The following is a 26,646-nucleotide window of genomic DNA, read 5'->3' as shown; positions in this document are numbered from 1 at the left end:
CGGTTCGAGAGTCGACGGCGCTCAGGCGGACCGACAGTATAAGTGGCTCCGTAGAGACGTTCAGGTATGAGCGATTCCGACGCCAGTTCGGTCGAGTCGTCGATCCCGATCTCGGTCGACGTCGAGATAGACGACGGACGGACCGTCATCACCGCCACGGGCGACCGGGACGCGGCCGTCGTCGTCGAGTCACGGTCCGGCGAACGGATCTACCTGCCGCCGGAGGACTTCAAACGACCGCCGGACTCGGCCGGCGAGAAGACACCGCATTCGGACAGCCCCTACCAGTCCGTCGAGTCGGACAGCCCGTACCAGTCGGTGGACAAATCTGACAGCCCGTACCAGTCGGCCGACGACTCCGATAGCCCCTATCAGTCCAGCGGCGAACCCAACGACCGCGTCGGGATGTCGCCGACCGCAGACGGGTTCCGTATCGTCCATCCCGAACCGGTCACCGATCTCCGCCTTCTCCGCTGATCACTCGGCCGTCCCGTCGTCAGTCCCGTCCTCGGCCGCGCCATCACCTGCTTCGTCGTCCACAGTGTCTTCTTCCCCGCCGGCGACCGCTTTGTACATCTCGACGTGGTCCTCGGCGACGTCCGCCCAGGTCCGGACCTCGTACTCGATGGGCGTGTCCAGCGTGAGCGCGTACTCGATACCGTCGGCGATGGAGTCGGACTGGGGTTCGACCTCGATGAGACAGTCGTCCGGGAGCACCTCGGCCGCGCCGGCGTTGCTCGCGACGACACGCGTCCCGACAGAGAGCGCTTCCGTAAACGTGATTCCGAACGGCTCCGACAGCGAGGGCGAGACGAACAGGTCGGCGCTGGCGTAGTAGTCCCCCAGGTCCTCCTCGGGGAGGTAGCCGACGAACTCGACCTGCTCCTCGATGCCCAGCAGTTCCGTGAACCGCTTGAGCTGGTCGGTGAGGTGGCCCGAGCCACCGAGGACGAGCGTCAGGTCGTCCCGGCGGAGCTTCGAGAGGGCGTACAGCAGATAGGAGATACCCTTCTGGTCGGTGTGGCGGCCGACGAAAAACAGCATCTCGCCGTCGATGTCGAGTTCCCGCTTGATATCGCGGCCGGACGACTCGACCGACGAGAAGCCGTTGTAGATGACGTCCGCGTCGCGGCCGTACTCCCGCCGGACCTTCCCGGCAGTGTACTTGCTCACTGCGATGAGGTGGTCCGCACGGTTGACGATCCGCTGTTCCGTCTGGACCTCCCGTTCGGGCGGCTCCATGTTCCGGTCCGACGACAGCGAGTGGAACGTCGTCACCCACTCGACGTCGTGTCTCGACTGCGCGCGCGAGCCGGGGTTGTAGCCGAACCAGTCGTTCGTGTGGACGATATCGGCGTCCGCAGCCCTGTCGACGAACTCCCCGGAGAGACGACCGATCCGGGTGATGATGTCACCTTGACCAGTCGGGACGCCGTGGATGTTGTCGTACCCCTCGGGCGCGTACTCCGCGGGCAACACCAGTTCGATGTCGACCTCGTCTCTGGTCTCGAGTTGCTCGAACAGCTCACCGACAGCCGTGTCCAACCCACCGGTCACGTTCGGTGGGAATCCCCAAGCCAGCATCAGGACCTGTATTGCCATCACGTGGATGGTCGCGGGTCGGCTACTTATACTGTTGGCCGAGACCGACGGCGTGGCTGCGCCCGGACGGGCTCGATCGAGCGACCGACTACGCCGTTGTGTCGCACACACATATCAACAGGAAAGGAAAAAAGAGATACCCCCCGCCCGAGTGGATGGCCCTATGGACGCGATTGTTCTGGCAGGTGGGTACGCGACACGACTCTGGCCAATCACGCGGAACCGTCCGAAGATGTTGCTCCCGGTCGGCGAGGAGACCATCATCGACGGTATCCTCTCGGATCTGGAGGCCGACGAGCGGGTCTCGGACGTCTACATCTCGACGAACGAGTACTTCGCCGACGAGTTCCAGGCACACATCGACGAGAGCGACTTCGAAAAACCGCAACTATCCATCGAGCAGACGACAAACGAGGACTCGAAGTTCGGCGTCGTCGGCGCGCTGGCCCAGCTCATCGACCGCGAGGGCATCGAGGACGACATGCTCGTCGTCGCCGGGGACAACCTCATCGGCTTCGACATCGGTGAGTTCGCCTCCTTCTTCGAGGAGACCGGCACGCCGTGTATCGCTGCCTACGACGTCGGATCGAAGGAACGAGCGACCTCCTACGGGGTCGTCGATCTCGACGGGACCGAGGTCGTCGGCTTCCAGGAGAAGCCCGACAACCCCAAGAGTACGCTCTGCTCGATCGCCTGCTACGCCTTCCCAAGCGAGACGCTCCCGCTGTTCGACGAGTACCTCTCGGAGGACAACAACCCGGACGAACCCGGCTGGCTCATGCAGTGGCTCGCCGAGCGCGACGCGGTCAACGCCTTCACTTTCGACAGCTACTGGTACGACGTCGGCGAGGCCGACGCCTACATCGAGGCGGTCCAGTGGGCGCTGGGCGACGAGACAATCGTCGCCGACAGCGCGTCGGTCACAAACAGCAAACTCGGCAAGAACGTCCACGTCATGGCCGACGCGACGGTCACCGACGCTACGCTGGAGGATACGGTCGTATTCCCCGGTGCGACGGTCGAGGACGCCGCTGTCGAGTGGTCGCTCGTCGACCGCGAATCCAGAGTCTCGGGGGTCGACCTCTCGGGTGCCCTCGTGGGCGAACACTCCAAGGTCAAGTGAGCCACGGCACCCGATAGTTCAAATCCCCTCCGGCTGAACTGTCGGGTATGCGTTTCAGTCGCCGAAGCGGTGTCTTCCTGCATCTCACGTCAGTGCCCAGTCGCCACGGCATCGGTGACCTCGGTGACGGTGCCCGCTCGTTCGTGGACTTCCTGGACCAGGCGGGCCAGACTGTCTGGCAGATCTGTCCGCTCGGACCGACAGCGTCGATCCACGGTCACTCGCCGTACCAGACTTTCTCTGGGTTCGCCGGGAATCCGCTGCTGGTCGACCTGGACTGGCTGGTCGAGCGGGACTACCTGTCCGCGGACGCCGTCGACCCACCGTCGGACGCCGACGACCACGAGGTCCACTACGAGGCGGTCCGCTCGTTCAAGCTCGACCGTCTCAGGACGGCGTTCGAACAGTTCCAGGACGAGACTGGCGAGGATCGCTCGGCGTTCGACGCCTTCCGCGAGCGGGAGGCCGACTGGCTTCCGGAGTACGCCCTGTTCCGGGCGCTCAAACGCGAGTTCGACGGCGCACTCTGGACGGAGTGGCCCGACGAGGTAACCACGAGGGATCCGGAGACGCTGGAGCGGTACCGCGAGGAACTGGCGGACGAGGTGGCGTTCCGGGAGTTCTGCCAGTGGGTCTTCGACGAGCAGTGGCGGGACCTCCGCTCGTACGCACAGGACCGCGGCATCGACCTGCTGGGTGACCTCCCGATATACGTCGCGCTGGACTCGGCCGACGTCTGGGCGAGTCCGGGGGCCTTCCGACTGGACGAGGATCACCGGCCGACCGACGTCGCCGGCGTCCCGCCGAACCAGGGCGACTCCGGACAGCGGTGGGGCAACCCCGTCTACGACTGGGACCACCTCGCCTCGACCGGCTACGAGTGGTGGCTGGGACGGCTCGACAGGCTGTTCGACCTCGTCGACATCGCCCGCATCGACCACTTCAAGGGGTTCGACGAGTTCTGGGCCATCCCTGAAGATAGCGATGACCCGGCCGACGGCCGCTGGCTCGACGGTCCCGGGAGCGCGTTCTTCGACGTCGTGCGCGAGCGCTTTGGCAGCCTCCCGTTCGTCGCGGAGGACCTGGGGTTCGTCGACCACACCAGCTACGATCTGCGCAGCCAGTTCGACTTCCCGGGGATGCGCGTCCCGCAGTACGCCGACTGGTGCGAGCAGGGGAACATGTACCAGCCGATGCACTTCCCCGAGAACAGCGTCGGCTACACCTCGACCCACGACACCGACACCATCGTCGGCTACTACCGCTCGCTGGGCGACCGCCAGCGGGACTGTCTCCACTTCAACCTCGGCTCCGACGGCGAGGACGTCCACTGGGACATCGTCGAGGCCGTCTGGAACTCCGACTCGGTGATCGCGATGACGACGATGCAGGACCTGCTCGGCCTCGGGAGCGAGGCGCGGTTCAACACCCCGGGAACCACCGACGGGAACTGGGCCTGGCGGGTCACGGAGGCCCAACTGTCGGACGATGTCGCCGACGAACTCCAGTTGATCACGGACGCGACGCTCCGCTGAGCGGCCGTGCCCGCCCGTCCCCCCTTTCGGTGTCGCTGAATCCGGGCCGTGAGCGTGCTGGGTTGGCGCCGAGCGCCACGTCAGTAAGCAGGACCGACGGCGCCGGGTATGCTGGAGACGGACGCTCGAAGCCCTGAACGGCTACCTCGCCGGTCGGTGGCCGACACCGACGATGGGTTTATATCGGACGGTACAGAGCGAATGCCATGCACGACGACACGGACGGGACCGGACAGGTGGGGTATACGCCGGTCCCACCCGCCGATGGGACGGCCCAGGAACGGGTGGTCTCACTCGATGGGCCCTGGACTGCGGTCTTCGAGCCGGAGACCGACTTCTGGACCGCGGAGACAGTCGACGGCGGGACTTCGGTCACGATCCCGTGTGAACTGGCTGCGGAAGGGATGGATGTCGATCCGGAGACGGTGGTTGGCCTCCGCCGACGCGTCCAGATCCCCGCGGGGTGGGAAGACCAGCGGATCTTGCTCCGGTTCGACGGCGTGTACAGCCATGCCGTGGTCAGGGTGGACGGTGAGCGGATCGGGGCACACTCGGGTGGGTTCACGCCGTTCGAACTCGACGTCTCCGAAGCGGTCGAGCCAGGCGGGTCGCACGTCCTCGGTGTCGCGGTCAGTGCCGACGACGTCGCCGACGACCTCGCCAGCGGGAACCGCTACGCCGGGCACGCGCTGACGGGTATCACGCGGCCGGTCCGGCTATTTACGGTCCCGGAACACCACCTCTCGGATCTCAGAACCCAGACGACGCTCGACGACGCGTTCCAGGACGCGACGCTGACCTGCACGGTCTCGGTGCGGAACGACGACGCGACACCGCACAGCCCCGACCTCACGCTCTCGCTCCGTGATCCGGACGGCGACCTCGTCGAACTGCCGACCCAGGAGTGGACGCTACCGACCGTAGCGCCGGGCGAGACCGTCGACGAGACGATCTCAGTCCCGGTCTCGAACCCAGTGAAATGGCACCCCGAACGGCCGGCCTGCTATCGACTCACCTGTGCCGTCGACGGCGTCCCGGTCGTCAGACGACGGGTGGGCTTCCGTGAGGTGTCCGTCGACGAGGACGGCCTCGTGCTGAACGGTGAGCCGCTGACGCTCCGCGGCGTGTGCAGACACGAGATCCACCCGGTCCACGGGCGTGCTGTCCCACCCGAAGTCGCCAGGACGGACGCTGCTCGGTTCAGAGCCTGTAACGCGAACTTCGTCCGGGCCGTCCACTACCCGCCCACGGAGGCGTTCCTGGACGCTTGTGACGAATTAGGACTGCTCGTCGAGGTCGAGGCGCCCTTCTCCTGGGTCGGGCAGGCCGACCACGCGGACGCCGCCTACGCCACCGATCCCGACCTGTCGGCCCACGTCGTCGGTCCGACCGTCGAGACGGTCGATGCCCACCGCCATCACCCGTCGGTCGCCCTCTGGTCGCTGGCCAACGAGTCAGTCTGGGGAGAGAACTTCGCGCTGGCAGCCGAGGCAGTCCGCGAGCGGGACGACCGCCCGCTGGTGTTCAACTACATCGACTACGACGACGCGGACGCGGAGTACTGCGAGCTGGGCGTCCACCACTACCCTGGCCCGGAGGGACTCGCTGCCGTCGACGACCCGACCCGGCCGGTGCTGTTCGACGAGTACTGCCATCTCAATACCTACAACCGTCGGGAACTGACAACAGACCCTGGACTCCGGGACTACTGGGGGCGCGGGTTCGCCCGGATGTGGGAGCGCATGGAGTCGACCGACGGCGTGGCCGGCGGCGCGCTCTGGTCGGGCATCGACGAGGTGTTCGCCCTTCCCGGTGCAGACCCGTACGTCGGCTACGGTGAGTGGGGAGTCGTCGACGGCTGGCGCCGGCCGAAACCCGAACACTGGCACGTCAAGAAAGCCTACTCGCCGCTCTCGGTGGATACGGAGACGGTCTCGATCAAACCCGGTGAACGACCGGCGGTCACCCTGGACAACGAGATGCAGGTGCTCGATCTGTCGGACTGTCGGGTGACGTGGTCGCTCGGGACGGCATCGGGTATCTGTCGCCCATCGATTCCGCCGGGCGAGCAGGGCGAGATCGTGCCGGACGTCACGCCGGAGACCGACGGCACGCTCTCGCTCACGGTCAGTCATCCGGACGGCTACGTGATCGACGAGTTCGCGGTCGACGTCGAGATAGGACAGGAGTCGACGGCGCGACCGACCCACGACCGGGACGTGGATCCGACACCGCTCTCTGTCACCGAGACTGCCGAAGCCGTCATCGTCGGGGCTGGATCGGTGGAGTGGACCGTCGACCGGGCGACGGGACACCTACAGGGAATCGGTGCCGACGGGCACCCGATACTCCAGGACGGTCCCTGGGTGACGATCACCCCGCTGCAGGACGACGTCGGGTCGTACTTCGAAGAACCGCCGGCGCCGCTCTCGGGCGACAGCGGGAGTGCCCCGGACACTCACTCGCTGGAGGGCGTCCTGACGTCCTGGACGGCGACCGATGTCACCGTCACGTCGACGACGCCACCGACGGTATCGGTCACCGGTACCACCCCGGCGGTCGAAGCGGCGCTGACCTACGAGTTCGCCCCCGACGGCGGCCTATCGGTCGCCTACGAGTTCACGGTCCTGGCATCACTCGCCCCGCGTGAGGTCGGCCTGACGTTCGACCTCGACCCGGCCTGTCAGCGACTGGAGTGGAATCGCGACGGACAGTGGAGTACCTATCCGCCGACCCACATCGGTCGCACGGCAGGGTGGGCCGACGCGTTCGGCGACGCCGAATCGACCGACCGCCGGACGCGCCCGACTGGCCCCTGGGCCGCGGACACGACCGCGGCGGGCAGCAACGACTTCCGGTCGACGAAGTACGACATCCGGCGGACGACGCTCCGTGACCCGGATGGTCACGGGCTCCGAGTCGTCCCGGACGGGACGCCCCAGCACGTCAGGGCTCGCGTCGACGAGGAGTGTACACGGTTGCTCGTCGCAGCCCACTCGAACGGCGGCGCCGACCCGTTCTTCGGCCCGCACGTCGCTGCGGACCGACGGTCACTCTCACCCGGCGAGACAGTCGCTGCGCGGCTGGACCTCTCGCTGGAGTGATCACCACTCCGCGAGGCTGCCGTCGTCGTGGTGCCAGACGGGATTGTGCCAGCCGACGGCCATCGTCTCCGCTCGCACTGCTGCTTCGTCGACTTCGATGCCCAGCCCCGGCCCGTCGAGCACCGGTAGTGTGCCGTCGCTCGGCGTGAATGGGTCCGTCGCTTCGAGATACCGGAGGCCGTCGCCGCCCGGCCCGATCAGGCCGGGACTGACCTCCTGAAGCGAGACGGCTGGCGAACACGCTGCGACCTGTAGCGATGCCGCCAGCGAGATGGGGCCCAGCGTGCAGTGCGCGACCATCGTGACGTCGTGGGTCTCCGCTGCCGCGGCGATGCGATGGACCTCGCTGATGCCGCCGGCGTGGGAGACGTGTGGCTGGACGACGTCGACCGTGCCAGCGGCGAGCAGGGGTTCGAAGTCGAATCGCGAGTAACACCGCTCTCCGACGGCGATCGGTGCCGTCGTCGCGTCCCTGAGATCCCCCAGTCGGTCCCCGTGTTCTGGCAAGAGCGGCTCTTCGACGAACATCGGGTCGTGCTCGTCGAGCGCCGCCATGAGACGCCGGGCCATCGGTGCGGCGACGCGACCGTGGAGGTCGACGGCGACGTCGACGTCCTGTCCGACCGCTTCCCGGACGGCACCGACCCGTGCACTCGCGGCCTCGACGGCCGCCGGCGAGTCGATCGGTCGCAACTTCGCTACCGGGTTGAGCTTCAGCGCGGAGAACCCTCGGTCGACGGCTGCCTCGGCCTCGGCCACGAGTTCCGCGAGGTCGTCGCCACCGATCCACTGGTAGAGCCTGACTCTGTCCCGGACACGGCCGCCGAGCAGTGTCGCGACAGACACTCCCAGCGTCCGCCCCTTGAGATCCCAGAGCGCCTGGTCGATCCCTGCCAGCGCACTCAGCAACACCGGCCCGCCGCGGTGGAAGCCGCCGCGGTACAGCGTCTGCCAGTGGTGCTCGATACGGCTCGGGTCGGCGCCGAGCAGATACGTCTCGACGAGTTCCCCGACCGCGGCTGCTGCTGTCTCCAGCCGTCCCTCGACCGACGGCTCTCCCCACCCCACCGTGCCATCGCTCGTCTCCAGCCGCAGGAACAGCCACCGTGGAGGGACGGTAAAGAGCTCGTAGTCGACGATCTGCCGACTCGGCGTCTCGGTGCCCTCCTCAGAGGAACTCATGGTCCTCGCTGGCGTGAGCCGCCAGCACGTCGTAATCGGGCTCGACGCCCAGACCCGGCGCGTCCGGGACCGGTGCCACACCGTCCTCGAAGACGCGTTCCTCGACGACGTCGTGCCACCATGGGAGGCCGACCCCGTGGAACTCCGTGGCCAGGACGGACGGCATCGCCGCCGCGGCGTGGACACTCGCGGCGAAGCCGACCGGCGACCCGGCGTAGTGCAGCGAGACCGGCACGCCGAACTGCGCGGCGAACTCGCCGATCCGTTTCGTCTCCCGAATGCCGCCCGCCGTCAGCAGGTCCGGGCCGGCGATATCTATCGCGCCAGCCTCGACCAGCGGTCGGAAGTTCTCGACCGTGTAGAGGTCCTCGCCGACCAGCGTCGGGACCGTCGTCCGGTCGGTGAGTTGCTCCCAGCCGCGCACGTCGTCGTCGTGGCGGAGGTCTTCGAGGTAGGCGACGTCCAGTCCCTCGACGTCACGAGCGAAGCGCACGACGTCCGAGAGCGCCAGATCCCGCATCGGCGCGCAGTCGAAGGCGATGTCCACGTCCGCGGGAACGGCCTCGCGGACGGCCCTGACCGTCTCGACGAGGTACGACCGCCCCGCCCTGGTGAGGTGGCCGTGGCGGACACCGGTCTGCCCGTCGGTCTCGCTGACTGCCCGCGGATCCAGATCGAACTTCACGAAGTCGAACCCCTCGGCGACTCGCTCGCTCGCGTGGGTCGCGTAGGCTGCTGGCGTGTATCGCTCACCGTCGAGCCTGTAGTCCGTCGCCGAGTCCGAGATGGGATGGCCAGCGTGACAGTCACAGTACACCCGGACGCTGTCACGATAGGAGCCGCCCAGGAGTTTGTAGACCGGTTCACCGATGGCCTTCCCGAAGGCGTCCAGGCAGGCGACCTCCAGACCGCTGACGCCGCCGCCGAGTCTGCCGTGTCCCCCGGCGTCACGGATCGTCTCGAACAGCCGTGCGATATCGGTCGGGTCCTCGCCGACGACGCGGTCCCGTAACGCAAGGGCGAGGTCGGCGGCACCGACGTACGGTGACTGAGTGTCCGCCCAGAACTCGCCCTGCAGGTGGTCACGGACCTCGCCGTGGCCGCTCACACCGGCGTCGGTGTCGACTCTGACGATCGGCCAATCGTAGTTCCCTTCGACGACGACGACGCTGACATCTGTGATCTCCATCGATGAGTGCGCAACTGTGGGTGGGTGATATATAGCTATCGGCGCACCCCGAGGGGAACAGTTAAGATAGCCCACCGAAAGAGGGTGCTCGATGGGAACCGACATCCCCACGGAGACGCTCTGTGACCGCTACGAACGACTGTATACCGGGGCCGTGACTGACGTCCTCGACACCGAGTACGGGCGCTACGACCAGACCATGGACACCGCCCTGTCCCCACTGGCTGACGACATGACGACAGCGGGAGTCGCCTACCCCGTTATCGGCCGCCAGAACCGCGCTGTCGACCCGGAAGAGAACATCCGGAGTATCCTCCAGATGCTCGGCGAGGCCCCCGAACACGGCGTGCTGACTTACCAGACCAACGACGACCGAGCCGCCCATCTGGGGGAGCTATCCGTGACCGCGCTGGCCGAGCAGGGCTGTCGTGGCGCGGTGGTCGACGGCTGTGTGCGCGACGTGGCGTACATGCTCGACCACGGATTTCCAGTCTTCACGAAACACCGGACGCCTGCCGACGCGGTGCCACGGTGGGAGATACTGGACTGGAATACAGCTGCCGTCGTGGGCGGTGTCCGTGTCGAACCCGGCGACGTGGTGGTCGCAGACGCCGACGGCGTGGTGGTCGTCCCCGAAGCGATCGCCGCAGGCGTTCTCGTGGAGGCCGAGGCCCTCGTCGATTCCGAGAGCGCCGTCAGAGACGCTGTCGCCGACGGTATCTCGCCGCTTCAGGCCTACGAGGACCACGGGACGTTCTGATCGGGATCGTTTCGGCATCACTGAAACAGCTATTGCGATCCAGCCCCAGCGTCCTGCATGGAGGAGGCTACAAACCCCGTCGGTTCGGTGAGCCGGGCGTTCGAGGTCGTCGACGTCCTCGTCGAGCAGGGGCCGTCGACGGTCTCCGCCGTCGCCGGCGAACTCGACCTGGCAGTCAGCACTACCCACAGTCATCTCGCCACGCTCGTCCAGGCGGGCTACGCCGTCAGGGACGGCGAGCGATACCGCGCCAGCCTCCAGTTTCTCGACGCCGGGGCACAGGTGCGCAAGTCGCTACCGATATTCCGGGTGGGCGCCCCGGAAGTGGACTCGCTGGCCGAGTCGACCGGCGAACTGACGAACCTCAGTGTCGACGAGCGGTACCGCTGTGTCCACATCTACCAGAGCAGTGGCTCGGACGCGGTGACCCTCGACACGCACGCGGGGGCCGCGACGCCGATGCACGCCACCGCGTCGGGGAAGGCGATCCTGGCACACCGGTCGGACGAGTACGTCGACTCCCTGATCGAGACCCACGGCCTGCCGGCGCTGACAGACAGCACAGTGACCACCCGATCTGCGCTGGAGACGGAACTCGACTCCGTCCGGGACCACGGATACGCGGTCGACGACGGGGAGCGACTCCCCGGCCTCCGCTGTGTCGCCGCCCCCGTGACGACCCAGGACGACACCGTACTCGGCGCGGTCAGCGTCTCGGCACCTGCTCGCCGTGTCGAAGACGACAGACTCTACGAGACGCTCCCAGGGGTGGTCATGGAGGCTGCGGACGTCATCGGCATCACGATCTCCTACGGCCCGGACGCCTGACTATCAGGCCCGGGCCAGTCGCGCGACGACGTCGTCCATCCACTCCGGGACGTCCAGATCCGCGAGTGTCCCGTCACGTTTCGTCGTGACGATCTCGCTGTCACCGTCGCGGGTCACGTCGATACGCCAGGTCCGGCCGTCGTCGAGCCTGACGTCGAACCGGGCACCGCCGTCCGGCAGCGCCTCGACGTGCTCGACGGTGACGACGTCGCCGGTGTAGACCTCCATCGTGTCGGGCATACCCTGGCGTAGTGGCGGGAACGGTTTATATCTCCCTGGACGGTTCGCCGTCAGTCACGAACTGACGGATAACAACCCCTTACTCCTGCGAAGTCGTGATATAACTAACCCTGTTCAGTAAGTAAGAGTGCGTGTGGGCGCGGTGCCCACGGCCTCTGACACCGTCCCAACCCCCCTACCCATACCATCCTTGGGACGGATTTTTCAGACCCCGAGACGGAGGCTCGTGACCTACTGCTCCCCGGTCGTGTGTGAGTGCTAGCAGCCGCTCGACTACGGAACCGTGACTCGCGGTTACGCGTCCGGACCGGAGTCCTGTCCGAGCGTGGCGGAACTGTCACCGGGTGCTGCCTCGTAGACGACCCGGACGTCGTAACTACTGGAGACCCCGACAGTGACACTGGTCCCAGCAGACACTTCGGACACCCCGGAGACAGTCCAGTCATCGCCGCTAGTGGTGATGTCTGGACCACTGCCCTGGATGCCGCTCCCACGGACGTACAGTTCGTTCGCGGAGATAGTGTCACCGCCGTCGTGCGTGATGGTGAGGACGTCGCTACCCGCGTCGTAGTCGAAGCTGAACGATGCCTGCGGTGCGGTTTCACTGGCCTGGTCGCCGAGTCCGAGGACGAACGAGGCGATCACAGCAGCGAGGATGACGGTAATCGCAACCATCAGGATGACCCCGATGACCGGTGAGACCGCGTCGTCGTCTGCGAACAGTTGTTTGAGTCGCATACACCGCTGGCTCTGACGGAGACCGATATAAACAGCACAGACCTTTCGTCGCGGAGTGAGCGGTTCAACCCGGTCTTGAACGCGTCGAAGGATCCAGTCCCGGGGCTGGCGGACCCGCGAACAGTCTGATCTGTGGCACTAGATATCGAATTTGAGAACTGGATAGATAACGGCGCCTCAAGCTGGCACTTTCGACTTCCTATCCGTATACAGAATTTGATAATGGTGTACTGTAAAGACCTCGTCATAGCGGCCGCTCGTCTGATCGTCGGTCCGACTCGCCCGCTCTGTCGGAACAGGTCGCTCACCATTCAACGACCCCTTGATATCGTCGTGTTCGACAGTCGACAGCCGCAGTGCGATCTGCATCCGGTCCGGGGATATATCTAAACGTCCGCTTCGGGGTCAGAACCCACGCCAGACGGTTGGATAGGGCATACCTGTTACGGCAATGGACGGTTCTGAGAGGACGGTAACGCGCGCTTCTACGCGGGGGGTGGTACCCCCAGTGACAGACGAGTCGGTAGCGACATCGAGTTCTGGCGGGCACTTCGGTGGCGCTCGCTGTGTTGCGGTGTCGGCCCGGCGAGACGCCCACTCGACGATCAGGGGTCGAGCCGGCCGAACCCGATTGCCTAAATAAATCGGGGCAGAAGCCACCACCTGATGTCGCCCTCCCCGCCCTTCGTGGACCGACGTACCGACACGCTGGATCTCCCCCAGATCATCGCGGAAGCGATTCCCCTGGCAAAACTGATCGGACTGGTCGCCGCCGTCGCAGCTGTCCCCTTCACACTGGTTTACGCTGTGTTTGGGCAATCGCTCCTGGGTGTCCTGTTCACCGTCCTCGGCCAGTTCGTTCTCGCAGTTGGCTCGGGTGTGGTTCTGCTGTACGTCGTCGCTCGCGCGATCGCCCTCTCGGACGCCTAAGGGCCGCTGGATACCCGCGGCTGCTCACTCACGAATCCGTCCGGTCGTGCCGTCGGGCACTGGGTCGTCCCAGCGCTCCGCCCAGTCACCCAACTGCGAGAGCACGGTGGTCAGTTCCCTGCCTTTGTCGGTCAGACTGTAGTAGACCGCGACCGGTGCGGCCGCCTCCATCCGGCGGTCGACGATCCCGGCCTCGACAAGGTGGTCTAGCGCGTCCGAGAGCGTCTTCGAGCGGGCGTCCGTCGCACGCTTGATGTCGTTGAACCGCTGCTCGCCGTCCTGGAGTGCGTGCAGGACGTTGAGTCGCCAGGGGGTGCCGACCTGCTCGATGGCGTGGACCACTGGGCATGCCTGTGCGTTCTGCGTCTCGATCGCCTGCTGTCGGTGTTCTGTCTCGGCGGTCATCGGTTGATCACACCCAAATACACGTCAAACAGGGCTGTAAAAGCTCTGTGAAGCTGATTTCAGGTGTTCAACTCTCGCGACGGCGGACAGATGGGTGCGACGGAGGGCCGAGGTGACGAGCGGGAGCGTCAGCGCGGAAGCGTGTGAACTCGATTTCTCATCAGGGGGGACCGGACCGGTCGACAGTAACGATGGCGAGCACCACGGTACAGACGGCTGCGCCGCCACTCGCGCCGAGGAGGGCGGTCTGGTAGCCGACGGCAGTCCCCAGGCCGGTAAAGACGGCCGGCCCGACGGCCTGGCTCGCGCCGATGGTCGTCGTCTGGAGACTCATCACACTCCCTCGGACCCGGTCCGGGGCGAGCGAACTGATGGCCGCGAACAGTGTCGGTGTCACGAGTCCACTGCCGGCCCCGAAGACCAGCAGCGCCCCGACGAGCAAACCGAGGCCGTCGGCGAGCGCGACACCCAGGAACCCGACCGTGTAGAGAGCGAAACCGCCACGGAGAAGGCCAGTCGTCGAGATTCGGGCAGCCAATCGACCGTTCTGTGTGGCGACGACACCCGTCACGGCCAGGACGCTACTCGTGACGAGGCCGACGGCGGCCGGCGCCAGACCGAACTGCGCTGCGAGATAGAACGGCAGCGCGGTGTAGAGACCGCCGAACACCAGGGCGAACGAGACGAACATCACGGCATAGAGACCGGCGGTCCGCCGCGTGGGCACTTCGCGGAGCGCCGCGCGAACTGAACCAGTGTTGCCAGCCACGTTCGCGCGGTCTCCGTCGAGCGAGTACAGGACGACGCCTGCGACCGGCACCGCGAGGGCGTACAGGAGGAAGGGCGCGTTCCAGGCCCGCGCCGCCAGGTAGCCACCGAGGACGGGGAAGACTGCTGTCCCCAGCGAGAGCGTCGCCGACGTGACACCCATGACGGCGTCGTGTCGGCGACCGTCGTAGGTGTCCCCGACCACGGTCATCGCGAGCGCCGAGAGGATGCTCCCGGCGGCGAACCCCTGGAGGACCCTGAGCGTCAGCGCCACGGTGAAGTCGTTCGTGAACGCGATCGCGGTCCCCGCCAGGCCGTACACCACGAGACAGCCAGCGAGGACGTCACGGCGGCCGATACGGTCGGCGAGGGACCCGATCGCCGGCGCCAGCAGTATCCCGGGCAGCGCGTACGCAGAGACGAACAGGCCAGCCCGAGCGGCCGAGACGCCGAAGACGGCCTGAATCTCGGTCAGTGCCGGACTCACGAGCGGGACGTCCATCGGAGTCAGCAACGTGGCCGCGAGGAGCGCCACGAGCGTGGGCGACCGCCACGGGACGCCGCTGGCGTGCTCGTCATCGGTAGGTTCCCCGCTGCCCACGCTTTCGGTCACCGACATCGCCGATCAGAGCCCGATACCGACAGCGAGGGGCCACTCGGTGGTCGAGAGCGCGAGGAACACCAGCGCGCCGCCGAGCAGTCCCACGTTCTTCAGGAAATGGATCTGTTCGTTCTGTCGGTCCTGTCCCGCCATCGTCCAGAAGTCGTGCATGACGACGGTTATCGGCCCGAGGACGACTGCGACGGCGAGTGCCCCGACGGTGGGGTAGACGCCCGCCAGGACCCCGAGCGACCCGACCACGAGGACGAGACTCCCCAGTGGAACGGTGACGCCGGCCAGCGGGATGCCCTTGCTCCTGGCGTAGCCCACCGACGATTCGAGGTCGAGGAGATTCCCGACCGCGAGGTAGCCCACGACGAGCGCGAACAGTGCTCTGCCGAGCAGGAACGCACCGTCGGCGAGCACCGAGGGGAGTTCCATCAGTCTGCACCCCCAATTCGAGCGTCGGTTCCGGAGCGATCGGTCGTTCGATACAGCGTGAACATCGCGTGTCGTCGGTTGATCGATGACATCGCGATTCGAGATAGTTCCCCGCTCCCGATATACCTCAGGCAAATTATACGATACCAGGTTTCCCGCACCGAATCTGACCTGGCGTTCCAGTGGTATCAACGGCTCTGGGGTCTTCTGGAACAGTGTATATTGATCACGGAACCTAAACTCGTAAGAGTATACTAATATTGATAATTAAGCGTCTGTCGACATTCCTCAGGAGTTGAGAAAATCGGCGTGGAAGATTACAGAGGGAGGATGCAGCAATCGATTAATATCCCTGAATTGCGTCGATCACAACTGTTCCTGCCACAATCGGGTCCACCGGCACCGAACTGCTATCAGTAATTGTGATCTCATATTGATCGAACACCGCAAAGTCACTCTGGATGGTCCCGACAGAATCGCCTTCGGCGTCTGTAATCTCGAATCTGTGTCCGATCCATTGCCCGACGGGCAAGAGCTTTCGTCCGACAGTAGCGAGTGCACCACGTGAGTTGATTTCGGCGAGGAGAGAACCGTCTTCGGCATCCCGGATCCGCCAGGTATCTTGGAGGATGGAAAAGTCGTTATCCAGAACGACGAGCTCTTCTCTGGTCTGGCTATCTGTAAGTAAATAATCGCCAGCTACGTTCCAGTTGCCGCTCGCTTCGACTGTGAACAGTTCCGTGCCGTCGGTGTCAACGAAGGGGAATGTATCGTTCCCTTCGTACATTTTGTAGGTACATCGAAAGATCGTATCGCCAGTAACATCTCTGGCTTCGTACTCTGGACGAAAGTTTTTGTCCGTCCCTGTCTGCTCGACGGTATATCGAGTACCGGAGAGGTCGAGGGCAGCAGTCTCGTATCGTTGTGGAGATCCCATCGTTAGAGGGAGTTTGCCCGAACGATACATCAAACAGGAACTACTGTCTCTATCTGTGAAATTGTCAGTCAAATGTTGGAAATGGCGCCCGAAGAGCCCACATCAGATACTGATAGAGATACGAGCGCATACCCCCGCCTTCCCGTGAGTGACGAGTGTTCCGACACCAGTCGGAACCGAGGAGCGAACAGGCGGGGGTCGAGCGGACACTCCGACCGATACACCGCCGTACTGTGGCGGATCTGGATGACCAACCGAACGTTTTTGTCGTGGCCCGACAGACTGGAAACTGCTACGGAATCGGTGAGATGCCGGTCCCCAACAGACAAGGGGCGGTGACGAACCAGGTCTGTTCGTCACACGGCGATGACACGGATTCCGATGGGGCCTCAGTGACCGGGCCACAGCCCTATAGCGAGGGAGAAAACGAGAGTTTCGCCGGTATGCTGCCGGTTCCCTCTGAGTGCGGGTTGGAACCGGAACGGCCTGTTTCGACAGGCCGGTCATCCGGTGGCCGGATGCCACGGCCTTCAGCCCGTGGAGGAGGTCACTTGCGTAAGCGATTCCGCCCTCAATTCACCGAGACTACTGAAATCTTTCCCCGAGTGAGAGTGTCAACAAGGCCAACTCGGGAAACGACGATCGTTTGGAACCGATAGAGAGGTCTCGCCCGGACCTGGAACCGATAGAGAGGTCTCGCCCGGACCTGCCTACTGCTCTCCGAGTGGGACCTGTCCACCCAGCTCCGCTCTGGCGTGTGGCGCGGTCCAGTCGGCGTCCGGAGTGACGGCGACGAGGCCAGTGGGGTTGATATCGTCGTGGCTGCGGTAGTAGTGAGCGGTGACGTGGTCCATGTTGCAGGTCGAGGCGACTCCCGGCGTCTGATAGACGTCCCTGGCGTACGCCCAGAGGGACTCGAAGTCGACGAGCCGGTTGCGCGTACACTTGAAGTGGGTGTGATAGACCGCGTCGAACCGGTAGAGGGTCGGGAACAGAAACACGTCGGCGAGCGTCAGGCTGTCACCGACGGCGAACCGGGTGTCGGCGAGGTATCTATTCCACCGGGAGAGGCCGTCGAACAGCTGCGAGACGGCCGTCTCGTAGGCCGATTGCGAGTCCGCGAAGCCGGCGCGGTAGACGGCGGTGTTGATCGACTCGTGGATGTCGTCGATGGCGTCGTCGATTGCCCCGCGCTGCGAGTCCGGATAGAGGTCGAGGGCTGTCGTCTGATACGAGTCGAACGCAGTGGCAAGCATCCGAGCGATGTCCGCGGACTCCTCGTTGACGAGTGTCTTCGTCTCCCTGTCGAGTAACACCGGGACCGTCACACGGCCGGTGTACGTCGGGTCAGCCCAGCGGTAGACCTCGTAGAGCTTCTCGTACCCGAACACCGATTCGGGGGTACAGCCCGCTTTCTCTGGCGAGAACTCCCAGCCCCTGTCCCGACGGACCGGGTCGACGACGTCGACGCTGACGACGTCTTCGAGGCCAAGCAGTCGGCGGACCAGTGCAGTCCGATGCGCCCACGGGCAGGCCCGCGACAGATAGAGGTGGTATCGATCCTCGGCTGGCGGGTACTGCGCGTCCGGACCAGTACCGATTCGGTCGTCGATACTGTCGTGGTCGTACTGGTCGCGGGTGGCCATGGGCTCCCACTCCCCGTCGTGCAGCAAGCCCATCACGCATCACCGCCCGTCCGAGATGCCCAGAAGTACCCGTTACCGCGCCGCTCGCGATCGAGGGCCCCCTCGTCGACGAGCGTTTCGAGGGTCTGCACTGCTTTCCCCCTATCGAGATCGTAGACCTCGGCGACCTCCTGTGTCGCGACGGGCCCGTACTCGTCGACGAACTGTTCGACCGGCGGCGGGGACCGTCGTTCCAGTCCCGGTGCGACCGTCTCCAGGCGCGATGCGAGTTGGTCGAACGTCTGGAAGCCCGCTGCCCGCTCGACTCCGTCGGGGCCGTCGATCCTGTACGTCGGGAACGACCGGATGCCCGCCTGTGCACTCCGTTCGAGGTCCGCTTCGAAGGCCCGACGGGCGCGGCCATCGTCCATCGCGGCGGTGAACGCCTCGACGTCGAGGCCGACCTCGGCAGCGATCTCGATCTGTTCCTCACGTCGGTTCACGTTCCGAACCGCTGTCGCGTAGGCCGCTCGAATCCGTCGCAGGTACCGTTGGCCGAGGTTCCGGTCCAGGATACGAGCGGCAGCGACGGCCTCGCTTGCTGGATAGGTCGACTGGGCAGGGTCGGTCTCGAAGATAGTGGTGTCCACGGGCATCCCGTGCTTCGTGGAAGCTTCTTCCCAGTGTGGCGCCACGTCTCCCGGTGCCGAGATATCGTTCGCCGCGTCGTAGAACGTCTCGAAGTCCTCGACGAGCCCGCCCAGGACGAACCGGAACTCCAATTGCTCGCCAAACGTCGTCCGGAGGCGCTGTAACACCGGTTCCGACCCCCAACACCACGTGCACATGGGGTCGGTGAACTGTGTGATCGTCGGCGTGTCGTGTGTCGGCATACGAGTAGACGAAGGTTCACGCCTCGAATATATCTCAGGCAACTTATACTAAACTGGCTGTAGCGATCCCAATCAGGTTACGAAATGTTATCGCCCACGCGGTGCAGTCGACTGCAAGCCCGTGTCCGGTCCGCTCAGCTCAATCCACCGAGGATCAGGAATAGTGTCACGACACCGGCGACGAGCGCTGCCTGGCCACGCGTGACGTCACGGCCGCGTTCCAGGCCGAACGTCCAGATGGCCGCACCCCAGACGGATCCGACGAGATTGAGTCCCATCGCCACCGGGACCCACGGATCCAGGCTCGCCATCACGGTCCGCTGGATCGCTTCGGGTGCCGTACCCGGTGTGACCGAGACCGGATCCATCAACAGCCAGAGGGCCAGCAGTCCGAGCGGCATCGTGACGAGGAACGGGCTCAGCCCCCAGGCGGTGACCGCCAGTGTGTCCGCGAAGCTTCCCTCCCCGTTGCAGAGGGCCGTCCCGACGTGGAGCAGGACTCCCGTGACGAGGATGACGATGGGGAACCCGATCAGCATGGCACCGTAGAAGCTACCGAGTGTCCGCTGGATGAGTGGATCGACGTTGCGCTCGATCTCGGCCGGCCCACTGCAGTCGAAGCCGGTGTCGTTGATCTCGCTGAACGTGTCGTTCGTGCGCATCTCACAGAACGCCTCCGACGGGCGATTCGGGTTGTCGACCATCACCGTGCCGTCGATCTTGGCGGTGAAGACTGTCCCAAGGCCGGCGACGAAGGCGACTGCCGCGACCGTGACCAGTATCGCCACGACGAGCCCCCGCGAGAACGAGGGGTGTCGGTCTGCGAAGTATCTATCCGGGCGGAGGAGGGGCGTACGCGGGGCCATAGTTTCGGGACCGGAAGGGGCGATAATAGGCCTTGTGTCTGGGGCCGCCAGCGTCGCAATTCGGTGACCAAGCCGCAGATAGATTGATGCTCTCAGCGCGCGTCTAGATGGTGACATGACCCAAACAGTCGCACTCAAAGAGATCACGTCGGTCCTGGAGAGATTGGAGTATCCGACGACCCCGGACAGGGTCGCCGACGAATGTGGGGACATCGTCGTCGAACTGGCCGAGGGCGAAGTCACGATGAGCGAGGTCATCGGTGACTCCCAGACAGATACGTTCAGTTCTGCCGAGGACCTGGAACTCTCGTTCAGGATGCTTCTCCCGCGCAACGCGGTCGGCGAGCCGTATCAATCGGAGGGGGACGCATGACCCGCCTCGTCGGCGAGTCTCGACCACCCCGCCGCCGTGACGTCACTGGCGTCGCGTACGGGACGTGGCGTTGCGGGTCCTGTGGCGAGATGGGGCGTCTCGGCCGCTCGCTCCCGCGAACCTGCCCCGGATGTGGCGAGCCCAGAGAAGCGCTGTTCTACTGGGCCGAGGACTGACTCGGGAACGACTCCCATCGCGTTCGTGAGGGTGTTCTGAGGGCGGTTTCGGTGTCAAAGACAGTAAAGATCTCAAATCAAATATTTGCTTTTGTCGCACCGAAACTTCAGTTCCGTTTTAGTCAATCTTAACAGGGCAACGTGACAAGGTCCCGGTGATGACTAGGTCCAATCAGGACTGGTGGCCGAATCAGTTGCAGCTGGACGTCCTCGACCAGAACGCCCGCCGGAGCGATCCGATGGGCGAGGAGTTCGACTACGCCGAGGCGTTCCAGGAACTCGACCTCGACGCGGTGAAAGAAGACATCGAGGAGGTGATGACGACGTCCCAGGACTGGTGGCCGGCCGACTACGGCCACTACGGGCCGTTCTTCATCCGCATGGCCTGGCACAGTGCCGGGACGTACCGCACGAGCGACGGCCGCGGCGGCGCAGCCGCTGGCCGACAGCGTTTCGCACCGCTCAACAGCTGGCCCGACAACGCGAACCTCGACAAGGCCCGTCGACTGCTCTGGCCAGTCAAACAGAAGTACGGGAAGCACCTCTCGTGGGCCGACCTGATCGTCCTGGCCGGCAACGTCGCCATCGAGTCGATGGGCGGCAAGACAGTCGGCTTCGCCGGTGGTCGCGAGGACGCCTTCGAGCCCGACGACGCCGTCGACTGGGGCCCCGAAGACGAGATGGAGGCCAACGAGCGCTTCGACGAACCCGGCGAGATCCAGGAGGGACTCGGCGCGTCCGTGATGGGGCTCATCTACGTCAACCCCGAAGGTCCCGACGGCAACCCCGACCCAGAACAGTCGGCCAAGAACATCCGCCAGACGTTCTCCCGGATGGCGATGAACGACAAGGAGACCGCCGCGCTCATCGCAGGCGGCCACACCTTCGGGAAGGTCCACGGAGCGGACGACCCCGACGAGAACATGGGTCCCGAACCCGAGGCCGCGCCCATCGAGCAGCAAGGGCTGGGCTGGGAGCACGAGGGCGCGAAACAGGGTGCGATGATCACGAGCGGTATCGAGGGTCCCTGGACCAGTTCCCCCATCGAGTGGGACATGGGGTACGTCGAGAACCTCCTCGACTACGAGTGGGCTGCCCAGAAGGGGCCGGGTGGCGCCTGGCAGTGGACGCCGGTCGAGGGTGACATCGAGAGCGCGCCGGACGCCCACGACGCCGACGAGGCGGTCACGCCGATGATGCTCACGACGGACATCGCGCTCAAGCGCGATCCGGACTACCGGGAGATCATGGAGGAGTTCCGGGACAACCCCATGTCCTTCGGGATCAACTTCGCGAACGCCTGGTACAAGCTGACCCACCGCGACATGGGACCGCCAGAGCGGTTCCTCGGGCCGGAAGTACCCGACGAGGAGATGATCTGGCAGGACCCGCTGCCCGACGCCGACTACGGACCCGTCGGCGAGGACGCCGTCGAGGACCTCAAGGCGGAGCTCCTCGATTCGGAGCTCTCGACCTCGGACCTGGTCAAGACCGCCTGGGCCGCCGCGTCGACGTACCGCGACAGCGACAAGCGCGGCGGTGCCAACGGCGCACGCATCCGGCTCGAACCCCAGCGGAGCTGGGAGGTCAACGAGCCCGAGCAGCTTGAGACGGTACTGGAGACCCTGGAGGACATCCAGGCCGAGTTCAACGAGTCACGTTCCGACGGTACCCGTATCTCGCTGGCCGACTTGATCGTCCTGGGTGGTAACGCTGCCATCGAGCAGGCGGCGGCCGACGCCGGCCACGATGTCGACGTGCCGTTCGAGCCGGGCCGTGTGGACGCCTCGCCCGAACAGACCGACGAGGAGTCCTTCCAAGCGCTCAGACCGAAGGCGGACGGCTTCCGGAACTACCGACGCGAGGACGTCGACACGCCGGCCGAGGAACTGCTCGTCGACAAGTCCGAACTGCTGAACCTCACGCCGGCCGAGATGACGGTGCTCGTCGGCGGGCTGCGAACGCTCGGTGCGACGTACCAGGATACTGACCACGGTGTCCTCACCGACGAACCCGGCACGCTGACCAACGACTTCTTCGTGAACCTGCTCTCCATGGACACCGAGTGGGAGGAGGCCGACGCGGACGCGCAGCTCTACGAGGGGTACGACCGCGAGACCGGAGAGCTGGAGTGGACGGGTACACGCGTCGACCTGATCTTCGGCTCGAACTCCCGGCTGCGGGCCGTCGCGGAGGTCTACGGTGCCGAAGACGGCGAAGAGAAGTTCGTCCAGGACTTCGTCGACGCCTGGCACAAAGTGATGACCCTGGACCGCTTCGACCTGGAGTAGCCCGGGCGACCCATCCGGTGCGATGACGGTCACGCTGTCACATCGTCGCTGACAGTGTGCTTTTCCTTCTGGCGTTCGCAGTACGACCAACCCACTATGCACCGCTATCGCTGGGTGATTAGTCGTGAGTGATCGTCCGGACCCACCCTCCGAGTGGCTCTCACCGCTGGCAGCACAGGTGGACGACGTGCTCGCACGCTACGACTACGAGCTCACGCCTGCCATCGAAGCTATCGACGCTGCCGTTCCCGGTATCGGCGGCCTGTTCGACGTGAATACGTCGACGGCCGACCTCCGGACAGCGCTGGACGAGGTCACGTCCGACGCCGCTCGGCGGGCAGATCAGCGCGACCACGAGGCCGACCCCTCGGCGGTCGTCCTCTACGTCGACGGTAGTTGCCACGGAAATCCTGGCCCGGCGGGCGCCGGCGCAGTCCTCCAGGGAGAGAGCGGGACGCTCGCACGGCTCGGCAAGCCGGTCGGCTCGAAGACGGGGAACAACGTCGCCGAGTACGCGGCGCTGTATCTTGGGCTGGACACACTGATCCGGTGGTACGACCCGGAGACAGTAGAGGTCAGGACCGATTCGATGACGGTCGTCAAGGACGTTTGGAAGGGTAACGAGCCAGCCGAGAAGTACGTGGAGTACAGCACTGGAATCAGCCAACTCCTGTCGGCAATTCCGGCCCACGACTGGACCCATCTCGCCGACAGCGAGCCGAACCCGGCCGACGCGCGAGCGACGGTGGGCGCCGATATCGCGGCGCTCGGGCCGTGACCTCTCGACGCCAGAATCTATTGCCGGTGTTCCCGCCACGGGCCACGCAATTGACGCCGCTGCAGCCCCTACAGCGGGGTGATGCCCCAAGTGACCGAAGCGTACGCCGACGGCCTCATGTGCCGGTTCCAGGATACCGACGACGTCTTCGAGGCTACTGTCGACGAAATCGAGGTCACCCATGTCACATTACGCCTGTTTCGGGGCGGGACGAAGGTCGGTAGCATCTACAACGACGATGGCACCGAACGTACCATGGCTCGGCTGACCGTCCCTGGCGAGACGGATTCCATCAGTATCGAGATTCCGGAGGCGTTCGTTCGCACTGTCCTCGACACGGCACAGGAGCAGGAACGTATCGCCGACCCCGATGCCGTCGAGGGGTGCCGACTGCGGATCTTGCGGCCAGACCGATACCGTATGGCCCGTCTTGGTCACTGATCACCACTGCCGAGTGAGTGCCTATCCGTCCAGCAGCGCCAGTTTGATGTCGGCGACCGGTGTCCGACGAAGTGATCGAAGATCCGATCCTATTGATATTCGAACACGAGATATCCGATTGCCTATCCCGGGGGAAGCAACGAACATTCGCTGAAACGGATAGTTTCAATACTGCTCTCCCGTGTGCAGTTACCATGCGCGACACGTGGAGTCGTCGGGGCGTACTGGAGTCGGCAGGAGTCTCCGCATCGGCGCTCGCGTTCCTGACGACCGAAGGGACAGGGACCGGTCGAGCACAGTCGACAGCGGTGGTCGATCTGCGACAACAGTCCACAGCAGGACTCGAGATAACGGTCGCTCGCGTCGTCTCACCGGTCGACGCGCGATATACGCTGGCGACCGACGACCACAGCATCACCTTCGCCGAGGGTGAGATCGCGGCCGGTACGGACACACGGGATTTCACGGTTACGTTACGGCAGCAACTCACACAGGAACGACCGCTCGAGTTCACGCTCTACCCGAAGGATGGCGGGAGCGCGCTCGCGAAGGACATCGCGAAGATATCGGTCAGTTCTGGTTCGAACGTGTATCCGGGCCTCTCGGAGACGAAGGTCGGTGCCGACCCGAACGCTGGGTTCAACTACCCCTACTACCTGTACGTCCCGCCAGCTAAACCGGCCAACGCCGAGGGTCCCATCCTCGTCGAGCCGAACAACACAGGAACGTCGACCGACGACTTCGACACCCACCGCCAGAAGGCCCTGGAGACGATCAGGGGGAACCACAACGGGGGAACCGGGCGGACCATCGCCGACCGACTCAAGGTCCCGCTGCTCGTCCCGGTCTTTCCGCGCCCGCAATCCACGCCCGTCGACTACACGCACTACGTGCACCAACTCGATACCGAGACGATGCGTCTCTCCAGCGGGAAACTCGAACGTGTCGACAGGCAACTCCTGGAGATGGCCGCAGACGCGCGGCGGCGACTGGCCAACACGCAGTACACTGTCCAACAGAAGCTGTTGTTGACCGGCTTCTCCGCCTCGGGGAACTTCGTCAACCGGTTCGCCGCGCTCCATCCCGACGAGGTGATCTCGGTCACGGCGGGCGGGATCAACGGCACGGCGATCCTCCCGCTCGACGCCGCCAAGGGCCACACGCTGAACTACCAGATCGGGATCGCTGACCTGCCCTCCCTCGTCGGCGAGTCGTTCGACCTCGGGAGCTTCCGTGACGTCGATCAGTTCCTCTACATGGGTGATCTGGACACGAACGACACGCTGCCCTACGGCGACGCCTGGAGTTCGACCCAGCAGGCCGTCGCGTACGACGTCTACGGACCGAACATGCAACGCGACAGGATGCCCTACTGTAAGTCAGTCTACGACGACAAGGGTGTCTCCGCTGCGTTCAAGATCTACAAACGGGCCGGCCACTCCCCCAGCCCTGCCATCGAGGACATGGTCGAGTTCCACCGGGAGAGCATGGCCGGGAACGATATCAGCGGGTTCGGTGGCAACGTCGGCAGTTCCGGCAGTACCCCCGATCTGAACGAGCAGATCAGTCCACAGGACGTGATGAACGTCATCTCGGCGTACAACGACAACGGCGACTGGTCGGACGTGATCGACTGATCTGGGTTGGTCAAGTCCGGTGGCACTCGAGCGTCTCGTCGGCGGCTCGCTGCGCCCACGTGCTTTACATCAGCGGGCAGTGTGGACACCAGTGTGAAGGAGTGCCCCGAGACACCCCCGCTGGAGACTGCCGACGAGTTCGCCGGCCACGTCTGGGTGCAGGAACTCCCGACCGGGGAGAGGTTCCGGTTCCAGGTGGCTGCTTCGGGACTGGTGACGTTCGCGACACCGGAGCAGTCCTTCGAAACGGTCGCGGCAGTCCCGGCTCAGTTCCGCAGGGCAGCCACGACGATCAGCGAACGGTTGAATCTGGACGCACTCCAGGCCGCGAGCGACGATCCCGAGAGTGTGACGTTCTGTGGGATCGCCACCCGCAACGAGGGCGTCGACTACGACTGGGATTCGGTCCCGCCGTTCGTCGGCGTCGACGTCTGGTCCCAGCGCCAGGGGCAGTTCCTGGCACCGGATGCTGCGACTGGCGTCTTCGAACGATTGGGGATTCCGACGTTACCGACCATCGAGACGGAGGTCGTCGCTGCACACACTGATCTGGAGCGATTCCACGACGAGACGGGGTTCCCTGAGTCAGAGTGGTGTGCCGGGTCGGTTGCGGGAGTACTGATACGAGACAAGTCGGGTGGGCGTGCTGCCGCGTGGGCCGTCGACCGGTCGGCGACACATTCGGAGACAGCGCCGCCTTCCGCCGCGGAACTGGCCGACCGCTACGCGACGCCAGCACGAATCGACGGGACTGTCGCGGCGCTCCAGGGGGAGGGGGCATCGCTGACCGTCGATTCGATCCGTGACCGACTGATCGCGGACGTCGCGAGGGAGTCGTACGTCGATCTGTTCCCCGACGGCGAGTTCGTCGCCTCGATGGCCGAGTTCCGGTCACTCGTGGCCGAGCGCGTGCAGGAGTACCGGGCTTCGAGGTAGACGGTCCGGCTATCGGAAAACAATCAGCTCGGGTCGAACGACCGCTTCGAAGCCAGGCGCTGGCTTCGACGTGGAGCTCGATTGATGGCGGGCTACCTGTCGTTCGCCGATCCGTCGGCACACTTCGAGCTCGTCTGGGAGGAGGTCCCGATCGGAAACGGCGGGTGACCGAGATGCGACCCACGGGCGAGATTCACTGCGAGGCCTGCGGCACGACGGCCTGGAACACCGACGATTTCCCTCACGA

26 protein-coding genes are annotated in these 26,646 nt (G+C 65.0%); 14 read left to right on the top strand and 12 right to left on the bottom strand.

Translation table 11 applies throughout. From position 1 onward, the window contains the following. Nucleotides 1–66 precede the first annotated feature (66 nt). Nucleotides 67–477 carry a DUF7510 family protein gene (locus Hhyl2_RS05700; protein ID WP_483549764.1) on the top strand — a complete coding sequence of 137 codons (411 nt, stop codon included), beginning with the start codon at nt 67–69 and terminating at the stop codon, nt 475–477. On the opposite strand, the gene Hhyl2_RS05695 is transcribed toward Hhyl2_RS05700, so the two are convergent. Beyond that, nucleotides 478–1,584: a glycosyltransferase family 4 protein gene (locus tag Hhyl2_RS05695; RefSeq protein WP_483550555.1), complete on the bottom strand. Its 1,107-nt coding sequence runs from the start codon at nt 1,582–1,584 to the stop codon at nt 478–480. Between the two features lie 181 nt (nt 1,585–1,765). Between Hhyl2_RS05695 and Hhyl2_RS05690 the strand changes: the two genes are divergently transcribed. The 3 genes from Hhyl2_RS05690 to Hhyl2_RS05680 all read left to right on the top strand — a co-directional run bounded on the left by Hhyl2_RS05690 (nt 1,766) and on the right by Hhyl2_RS05680 (nt 7,364). After that, nucleotides 1,766–2,725: a nucleotidyltransferase family protein gene (locus Hhyl2_RS05690; RefSeq protein WP_483549763.1), complete on the top strand. Its 960-nt coding sequence runs from the start codon at nt 1,766–1,768 to the stop codon at nt 2,723–2,725. Nucleotides 2,726–2,772: 47 nt separating this feature from the next. Further along, the gene (gene malQ / locus Hhyl2_RS05685) at nt 2,773–4,260 is read left to right on the top strand and encodes a 4-alpha-glucanotransferase (protein WP_483549762.1); all 1,488 of its coding nucleotides are present in this window, start codon (nt 2,773–2,775) and stop codon (nt 4,258–4,260) included. A gap of 206 nt (nt 4,261–4,466) precedes the next feature. Next, nucleotides 4,467–7,364: a glycoside hydrolase family 2 TIM barrel-domain containing protein gene (locus Hhyl2_RS05680; protein ID WP_483549761.1), complete on the top strand. Its 2,898-nt coding sequence runs from the start codon at nt 4,467–4,469 to the stop codon at nt 7,362–7,364. Here the strand turns inward: Hhyl2_RS05680 and dgoD are convergent, their stop codons facing one another. Continuing rightward, nucleotides 7,365–8,546, bottom strand: coding sequence for a galactonate dehydratase (gene dgoD / locus Hhyl2_RS05675; RefSeq protein WP_483549760.1), 1,182 nt, complete (start codon nt 8,544–8,546; stop codon nt 7,365–7,367). After that, entirely contained in the window at nt 8,533–9,735 is a 1,203-nt protein-coding gene (locus Hhyl2_RS05670; RefSeq protein WP_483549759.1) for a mandelate racemase/muconate lactonizing enzyme family protein, read from the bottom strand. Before Hhyl2_RS05670 ends, dgoD begins: the two co-directional genes overlap by 14 nt. Nucleotides 9,736–9,826: 91 nt before the next feature. On the opposite strand from Hhyl2_RS05670, the gene Hhyl2_RS05665 reads away from it, so the two are divergent. Both Hhyl2_RS05665 and Hhyl2_RS05660 read left to right on the top strand, forming a co-directional pair. Continuing rightward, nucleotides 9,827–10,495, top strand: a complete 669-nt coding sequence (locus tag Hhyl2_RS05665; RefSeq protein WP_483549758.1) for an RraA family protein — start codon at nt 9,827–9,829, stop codon at nt 10,493–10,495. 57 nt (nt 10,496–10,552) lie between these two features. Further along, nucleotides 10,553–11,323: an IclR family transcriptional regulator gene (locus Hhyl2_RS05660; RefSeq protein WP_483549757.1), complete on the top strand. Its 771-nt coding sequence runs from the start codon at nt 10,553–10,555 to the stop codon at nt 11,321–11,323. A 3-nt stretch (nt 11,324–11,326) separates the two neighbouring features. Here the strand turns inward: Hhyl2_RS05660 and Hhyl2_RS05655 are convergent, their stop codons facing one another. Both Hhyl2_RS05655 and Hhyl2_RS05650 read right to left on the bottom strand, forming a co-directional pair. After that, nucleotides 11,327–11,563 carry a hypothetical protein gene (locus Hhyl2_RS05655; RefSeq protein ID WP_483549756.1) on the bottom strand — a complete coding sequence of 79 codons (237 nt, stop codon included), beginning with the start codon at nt 11,561–11,563 and terminating at the stop codon, nt 11,327–11,329. A 294-nt stretch (nt 11,564–11,857) separates the two neighbouring features. Continuing rightward, the gene (locus Hhyl2_RS05650; protein ID WP_483549755.1) at nt 11,858–12,301 is read right to left on the bottom strand and encodes a type IV pilin domain-containing protein; all 444 of its coding nucleotides are present in this window, start codon (nt 12,299–12,301) and stop codon (nt 11,858–11,860) included. Between the two features lie 687 nt (nt 12,302–12,988). Here Hhyl2_RS05650 and Hhyl2_RS05645 point away from each other — a divergent pair. Then, the gene (locus tag Hhyl2_RS05645) at nt 12,989–13,231 is read left to right on the top strand and encodes a hypothetical protein (RefSeq protein ID WP_483549754.1); all 243 of its coding nucleotides are present in this window, start codon (nt 12,989–12,991) and stop codon (nt 13,229–13,231) included. Nucleotides 13,232–13,255: 24 nt separating this feature from the next. On the opposite strand, the gene Hhyl2_RS05640 is transcribed toward Hhyl2_RS05645, so the two are convergent. From Hhyl2_RS05640 to Hhyl2_RS05610, 7 genes are all read right to left on the bottom strand, one after another. Continuing rightward, a complete protein-coding gene (locus Hhyl2_RS05640; protein ID WP_483549753.1) occupies nt 13,256–13,636 on the bottom strand; it encodes a winged helix-turn-helix transcriptional regulator in 381 nt (126 codons plus the stop codon). 160 nt (nt 13,637–13,796) lie between these two features. Then, nucleotides 13,797–15,017, bottom strand: a complete 1,221-nt coding sequence (locus Hhyl2_RS05635) for an MFS transporter (RefSeq protein WP_483549752.1) — start codon at nt 15,015–15,017, stop codon at nt 13,797–13,799. Between the two features lie 12 nt (nt 15,018–15,029). Next, nucleotides 15,030–15,446 (bottom strand): DoxX family protein, encoded by a 417-nt coding sequence (locus tag Hhyl2_RS05630; RefSeq protein ID WP_483549751.1) that lies wholly within the window; start codon nt 15,444–15,446, stop codon nt 15,030–15,032. Between the two features lie 343 nt (nt 15,447–15,789). Then, entirely contained in the window at nt 15,790–16,383 is a 594-nt protein-coding gene (locus Hhyl2_RS05625) for an LURP-one-related family protein (RefSeq protein ID WP_483549750.1), read from the bottom strand. Between the two features lie 710 nt (nt 16,384–17,093). Further along, nucleotides 17,094–18,062: a glutathione S-transferase family protein gene (locus Hhyl2_RS05620; protein WP_483549749.1), complete on the bottom strand. Its 969-nt coding sequence runs from the start codon at nt 18,060–18,062 to the stop codon at nt 17,094–17,096. Next, nucleotides 18,062–18,901 (bottom strand): DsbA family oxidoreductase, encoded by an 840-nt coding sequence (locus Hhyl2_RS05615; RefSeq protein WP_483549748.1) that lies wholly within the window; start codon nt 18,899–18,901, stop codon nt 18,062–18,064. The genes Hhyl2_RS05620 and Hhyl2_RS05615 overlap by 1 nt, the downstream gene beginning before the upstream one ends. Before the next feature lie 134 nt (nt 18,902–19,035). Next, nucleotides 19,036–19,767 carry a Yip1 family protein gene (locus Hhyl2_RS05610; RefSeq protein ID WP_483549747.1) on the bottom strand — a complete coding sequence of 244 codons (732 nt, stop codon included), beginning with the start codon at nt 19,765–19,767 and terminating at the stop codon, nt 19,036–19,038. Between the two features lie 115 nt (nt 19,768–19,882). Between Hhyl2_RS05610 and Hhyl2_RS05605 the strand changes: the two genes are divergently transcribed. From Hhyl2_RS05605 to Hhyl2_RS05575, 7 genes are all read left to right on the top strand, one after another. Beyond that, the gene (locus tag Hhyl2_RS05605) at nt 19,883–20,140 is read left to right on the top strand and encodes a DUF5789 family protein (RefSeq protein ID WP_483549746.1); all 258 of its coding nucleotides are present in this window, start codon (nt 19,883–19,885) and stop codon (nt 20,138–20,140) included. After that, the gene (locus Hhyl2_RS05600) at nt 20,137–20,316 is read left to right on the top strand and encodes a DUF7130 family rubredoxin-like protein (RefSeq protein WP_483549745.1); all 180 of its coding nucleotides are present in this window, start codon (nt 20,137–20,139) and stop codon (nt 20,314–20,316) included. The genes Hhyl2_RS05605 and Hhyl2_RS05600 overlap by 4 nt, the downstream gene beginning before the upstream one ends. 158 nt (nt 20,317–20,474) lie before the next feature. Next, nucleotides 20,475–22,607: a catalase/peroxidase HPI gene (gene katG / locus Hhyl2_RS05595; RefSeq protein WP_483549744.1), complete on the top strand. Its 2,133-nt coding sequence runs from the start codon at nt 20,475–20,477 to the stop codon at nt 22,605–22,607. A 124-nt stretch (nt 22,608–22,731) separates the two neighbouring features. Beyond that, on the top strand, nt 22,732–23,385 hold the full coding sequence (locus Hhyl2_RS05590; RefSeq protein ID WP_483549743.1) for a ribonuclease HI family protein: 654 nt from the start codon (nt 22,732–22,734) through the stop codon (nt 23,383–23,385). A gap of 81 nt (nt 23,386–23,466) precedes the next feature. Then, nucleotides 23,467–23,826, top strand: coding sequence for a hypothetical protein (locus Hhyl2_RS05585; protein ID WP_483549742.1), 360 nt, complete (start codon nt 23,467–23,469; stop codon nt 23,824–23,826). 194 nt (nt 23,827–24,020) lie between these two features. After that, nucleotides 24,021–25,463, top strand: coding sequence for a PKD domain-containing protein (locus Hhyl2_RS05580; RefSeq protein ID WP_483549741.1), 1,443 nt, complete (start codon nt 24,021–24,023; stop codon nt 25,461–25,463). Between the two features lie 93 nt (nt 25,464–25,556). Beyond that, the gene (locus tag Hhyl2_RS05575; protein ID WP_483549740.1) at nt 25,557–26,399 is read left to right on the top strand and encodes a hypothetical protein; all 843 of its coding nucleotides are present in this window, start codon (nt 25,557–25,559) and stop codon (nt 26,397–26,399) included. The last annotated feature ends 247 nt before the right edge of the window (nt 26,400–26,646 follow it).

The sequence above is a fragment of the Haloarcula sp. H-hyl2 genome (assembly GCF_056934385.1).
Note: the sequence above shows the minus strand (reverse complement) of the source record. Positions and strands in the feature narration are given on the sequence as shown.

What these genes read in the sequence shown, in the direction of transcription:
- Hhyl2_RS05700 (WP_483549764.1), top strand. Translation starts at nt 67, where the DNA reads ATGAGCGATTCCGACGCCAGTTCGGTCGAGTCGTCGATCCCGATCTCG.
- Hhyl2_RS05695 (WP_483550555.1), bottom strand. Translation starts at nt 1,584, where the DNA reads ATGCTGGCTTGGGGATTCCCACCGAACGTGACCGGTGGGTTGGACACG.
- Hhyl2_RS05690 (WP_483549763.1), top strand. Translation starts at nt 1,766, where the DNA reads ATGGACGCGATTGTTCTGGCAGGTGGGTACGCGACACGACTCTGGCCA.
- malQ (WP_483549762.1), top strand. Translation starts at nt 2,773, where the DNA reads ATGCGTTTCAGTCGCCGAAGCGGTGTCTTCCTGCATCTCACGTCAGTG.
- Hhyl2_RS05680 (WP_483549761.1), top strand. Translation starts at nt 4,467, where the DNA reads ATGCACGACGACACGGACGGGACCGGACAGGTGGGGTATACGCCGGTC.
- dgoD (WP_483549760.1), bottom strand. Translation starts at nt 8,546, where the DNA reads ATGAGTTCCTCTGAGGAGGGCACCGAGACGCCGAGTCGGCAGATCGTC.
- Hhyl2_RS05670 (WP_483549759.1), bottom strand. Translation starts at nt 9,735, where the DNA reads ATGGAGATCACAGATGTCAGCGTCGTCGTCGTCGAAGGGAACTACGAT.
- Hhyl2_RS05665 (WP_483549758.1), top strand. Translation starts at nt 9,827, where the DNA reads ATGGGAACCGACATCCCCACGGAGACGCTCTGTGACCGCTACGAACGA.
- Hhyl2_RS05660 (WP_483549757.1), top strand. Translation starts at nt 10,553, where the DNA reads ATGGAGGAGGCTACAAACCCCGTCGGTTCGGTGAGCCGGGCGTTCGAG.
- Hhyl2_RS05655 (WP_483549756.1), bottom strand. Translation starts at nt 11,563, where the DNA reads ATGCCCGACACGATGGAGGTCTACACCGGCGACGTCGTCACCGTCGAG.
- Hhyl2_RS05650 (WP_483549755.1), bottom strand. Translation starts at nt 12,301, where the DNA reads ATGCGACTCAAACAACTGTTCGCAGACGACGACGCGGTCTCACCGGTC.
- Hhyl2_RS05640 (WP_483549753.1), bottom strand. Translation starts at nt 13,636, where the DNA reads ATGACCGCCGAGACAGAACACCGACAGCAGGCGATCGAGACGCAGAAC.
- Hhyl2_RS05630 (WP_483549751.1), bottom strand. Translation starts at nt 15,446, where the DNA reads ATGGAACTCCCCTCGGTGCTCGCCGACGGTGCGTTCCTGCTCGGCAGA.
- Hhyl2_RS05625 (WP_483549750.1), bottom strand. Translation starts at nt 16,383, where the DNA reads ATGGGATCTCCACAACGATACGAGACTGCTGCCCTCGACCTCTCCGGT.
- Hhyl2_RS05620 (WP_483549749.1), bottom strand. Translation starts at nt 18,062, where the DNA reads ATGGGCTTGCTGCACGACGGGGAGTGGGAGCCCATGGCCACCCGCGAC.
- Hhyl2_RS05615 (WP_483549748.1), bottom strand. Translation starts at nt 18,901, where the DNA reads ATGCCGACACACGACACGCCGACGATCACACAGTTCACCGACCCCATG.
- Hhyl2_RS05610 (WP_483549747.1), bottom strand. Translation starts at nt 19,767, where the DNA reads ATGGCCCCGCGTACGCCCCTCCTCCGCCCGGATAGATACTTCGCAGAC.
- Hhyl2_RS05605 (WP_483549746.1), top strand. Translation starts at nt 19,883, where the DNA reads ATGACCCAAACAGTCGCACTCAAAGAGATCACGTCGGTCCTGGAGAGA.
- Hhyl2_RS05600 (WP_483549745.1), top strand. Translation starts at nt 20,137, where the DNA reads ATGACCCGCCTCGTCGGCGAGTCTCGACCACCCCGCCGCCGTGACGTC.
- katG (WP_483549744.1), top strand. Translation starts at nt 20,475, where the DNA reads ATGACTAGGTCCAATCAGGACTGGTGGCCGAATCAGTTGCAGCTGGAC.
- Hhyl2_RS05585 (WP_483549742.1), top strand. Translation starts at nt 23,467, where the DNA reads ATGCCCCAAGTGACCGAAGCGTACGCCGACGGCCTCATGTGCCGGTTC.
- Hhyl2_RS05580 (WP_483549741.1), top strand. Translation starts at nt 24,021, where the DNA reads ATGCGCGACACGTGGAGTCGTCGGGGCGTACTGGAGTCGGCAGGAGTC.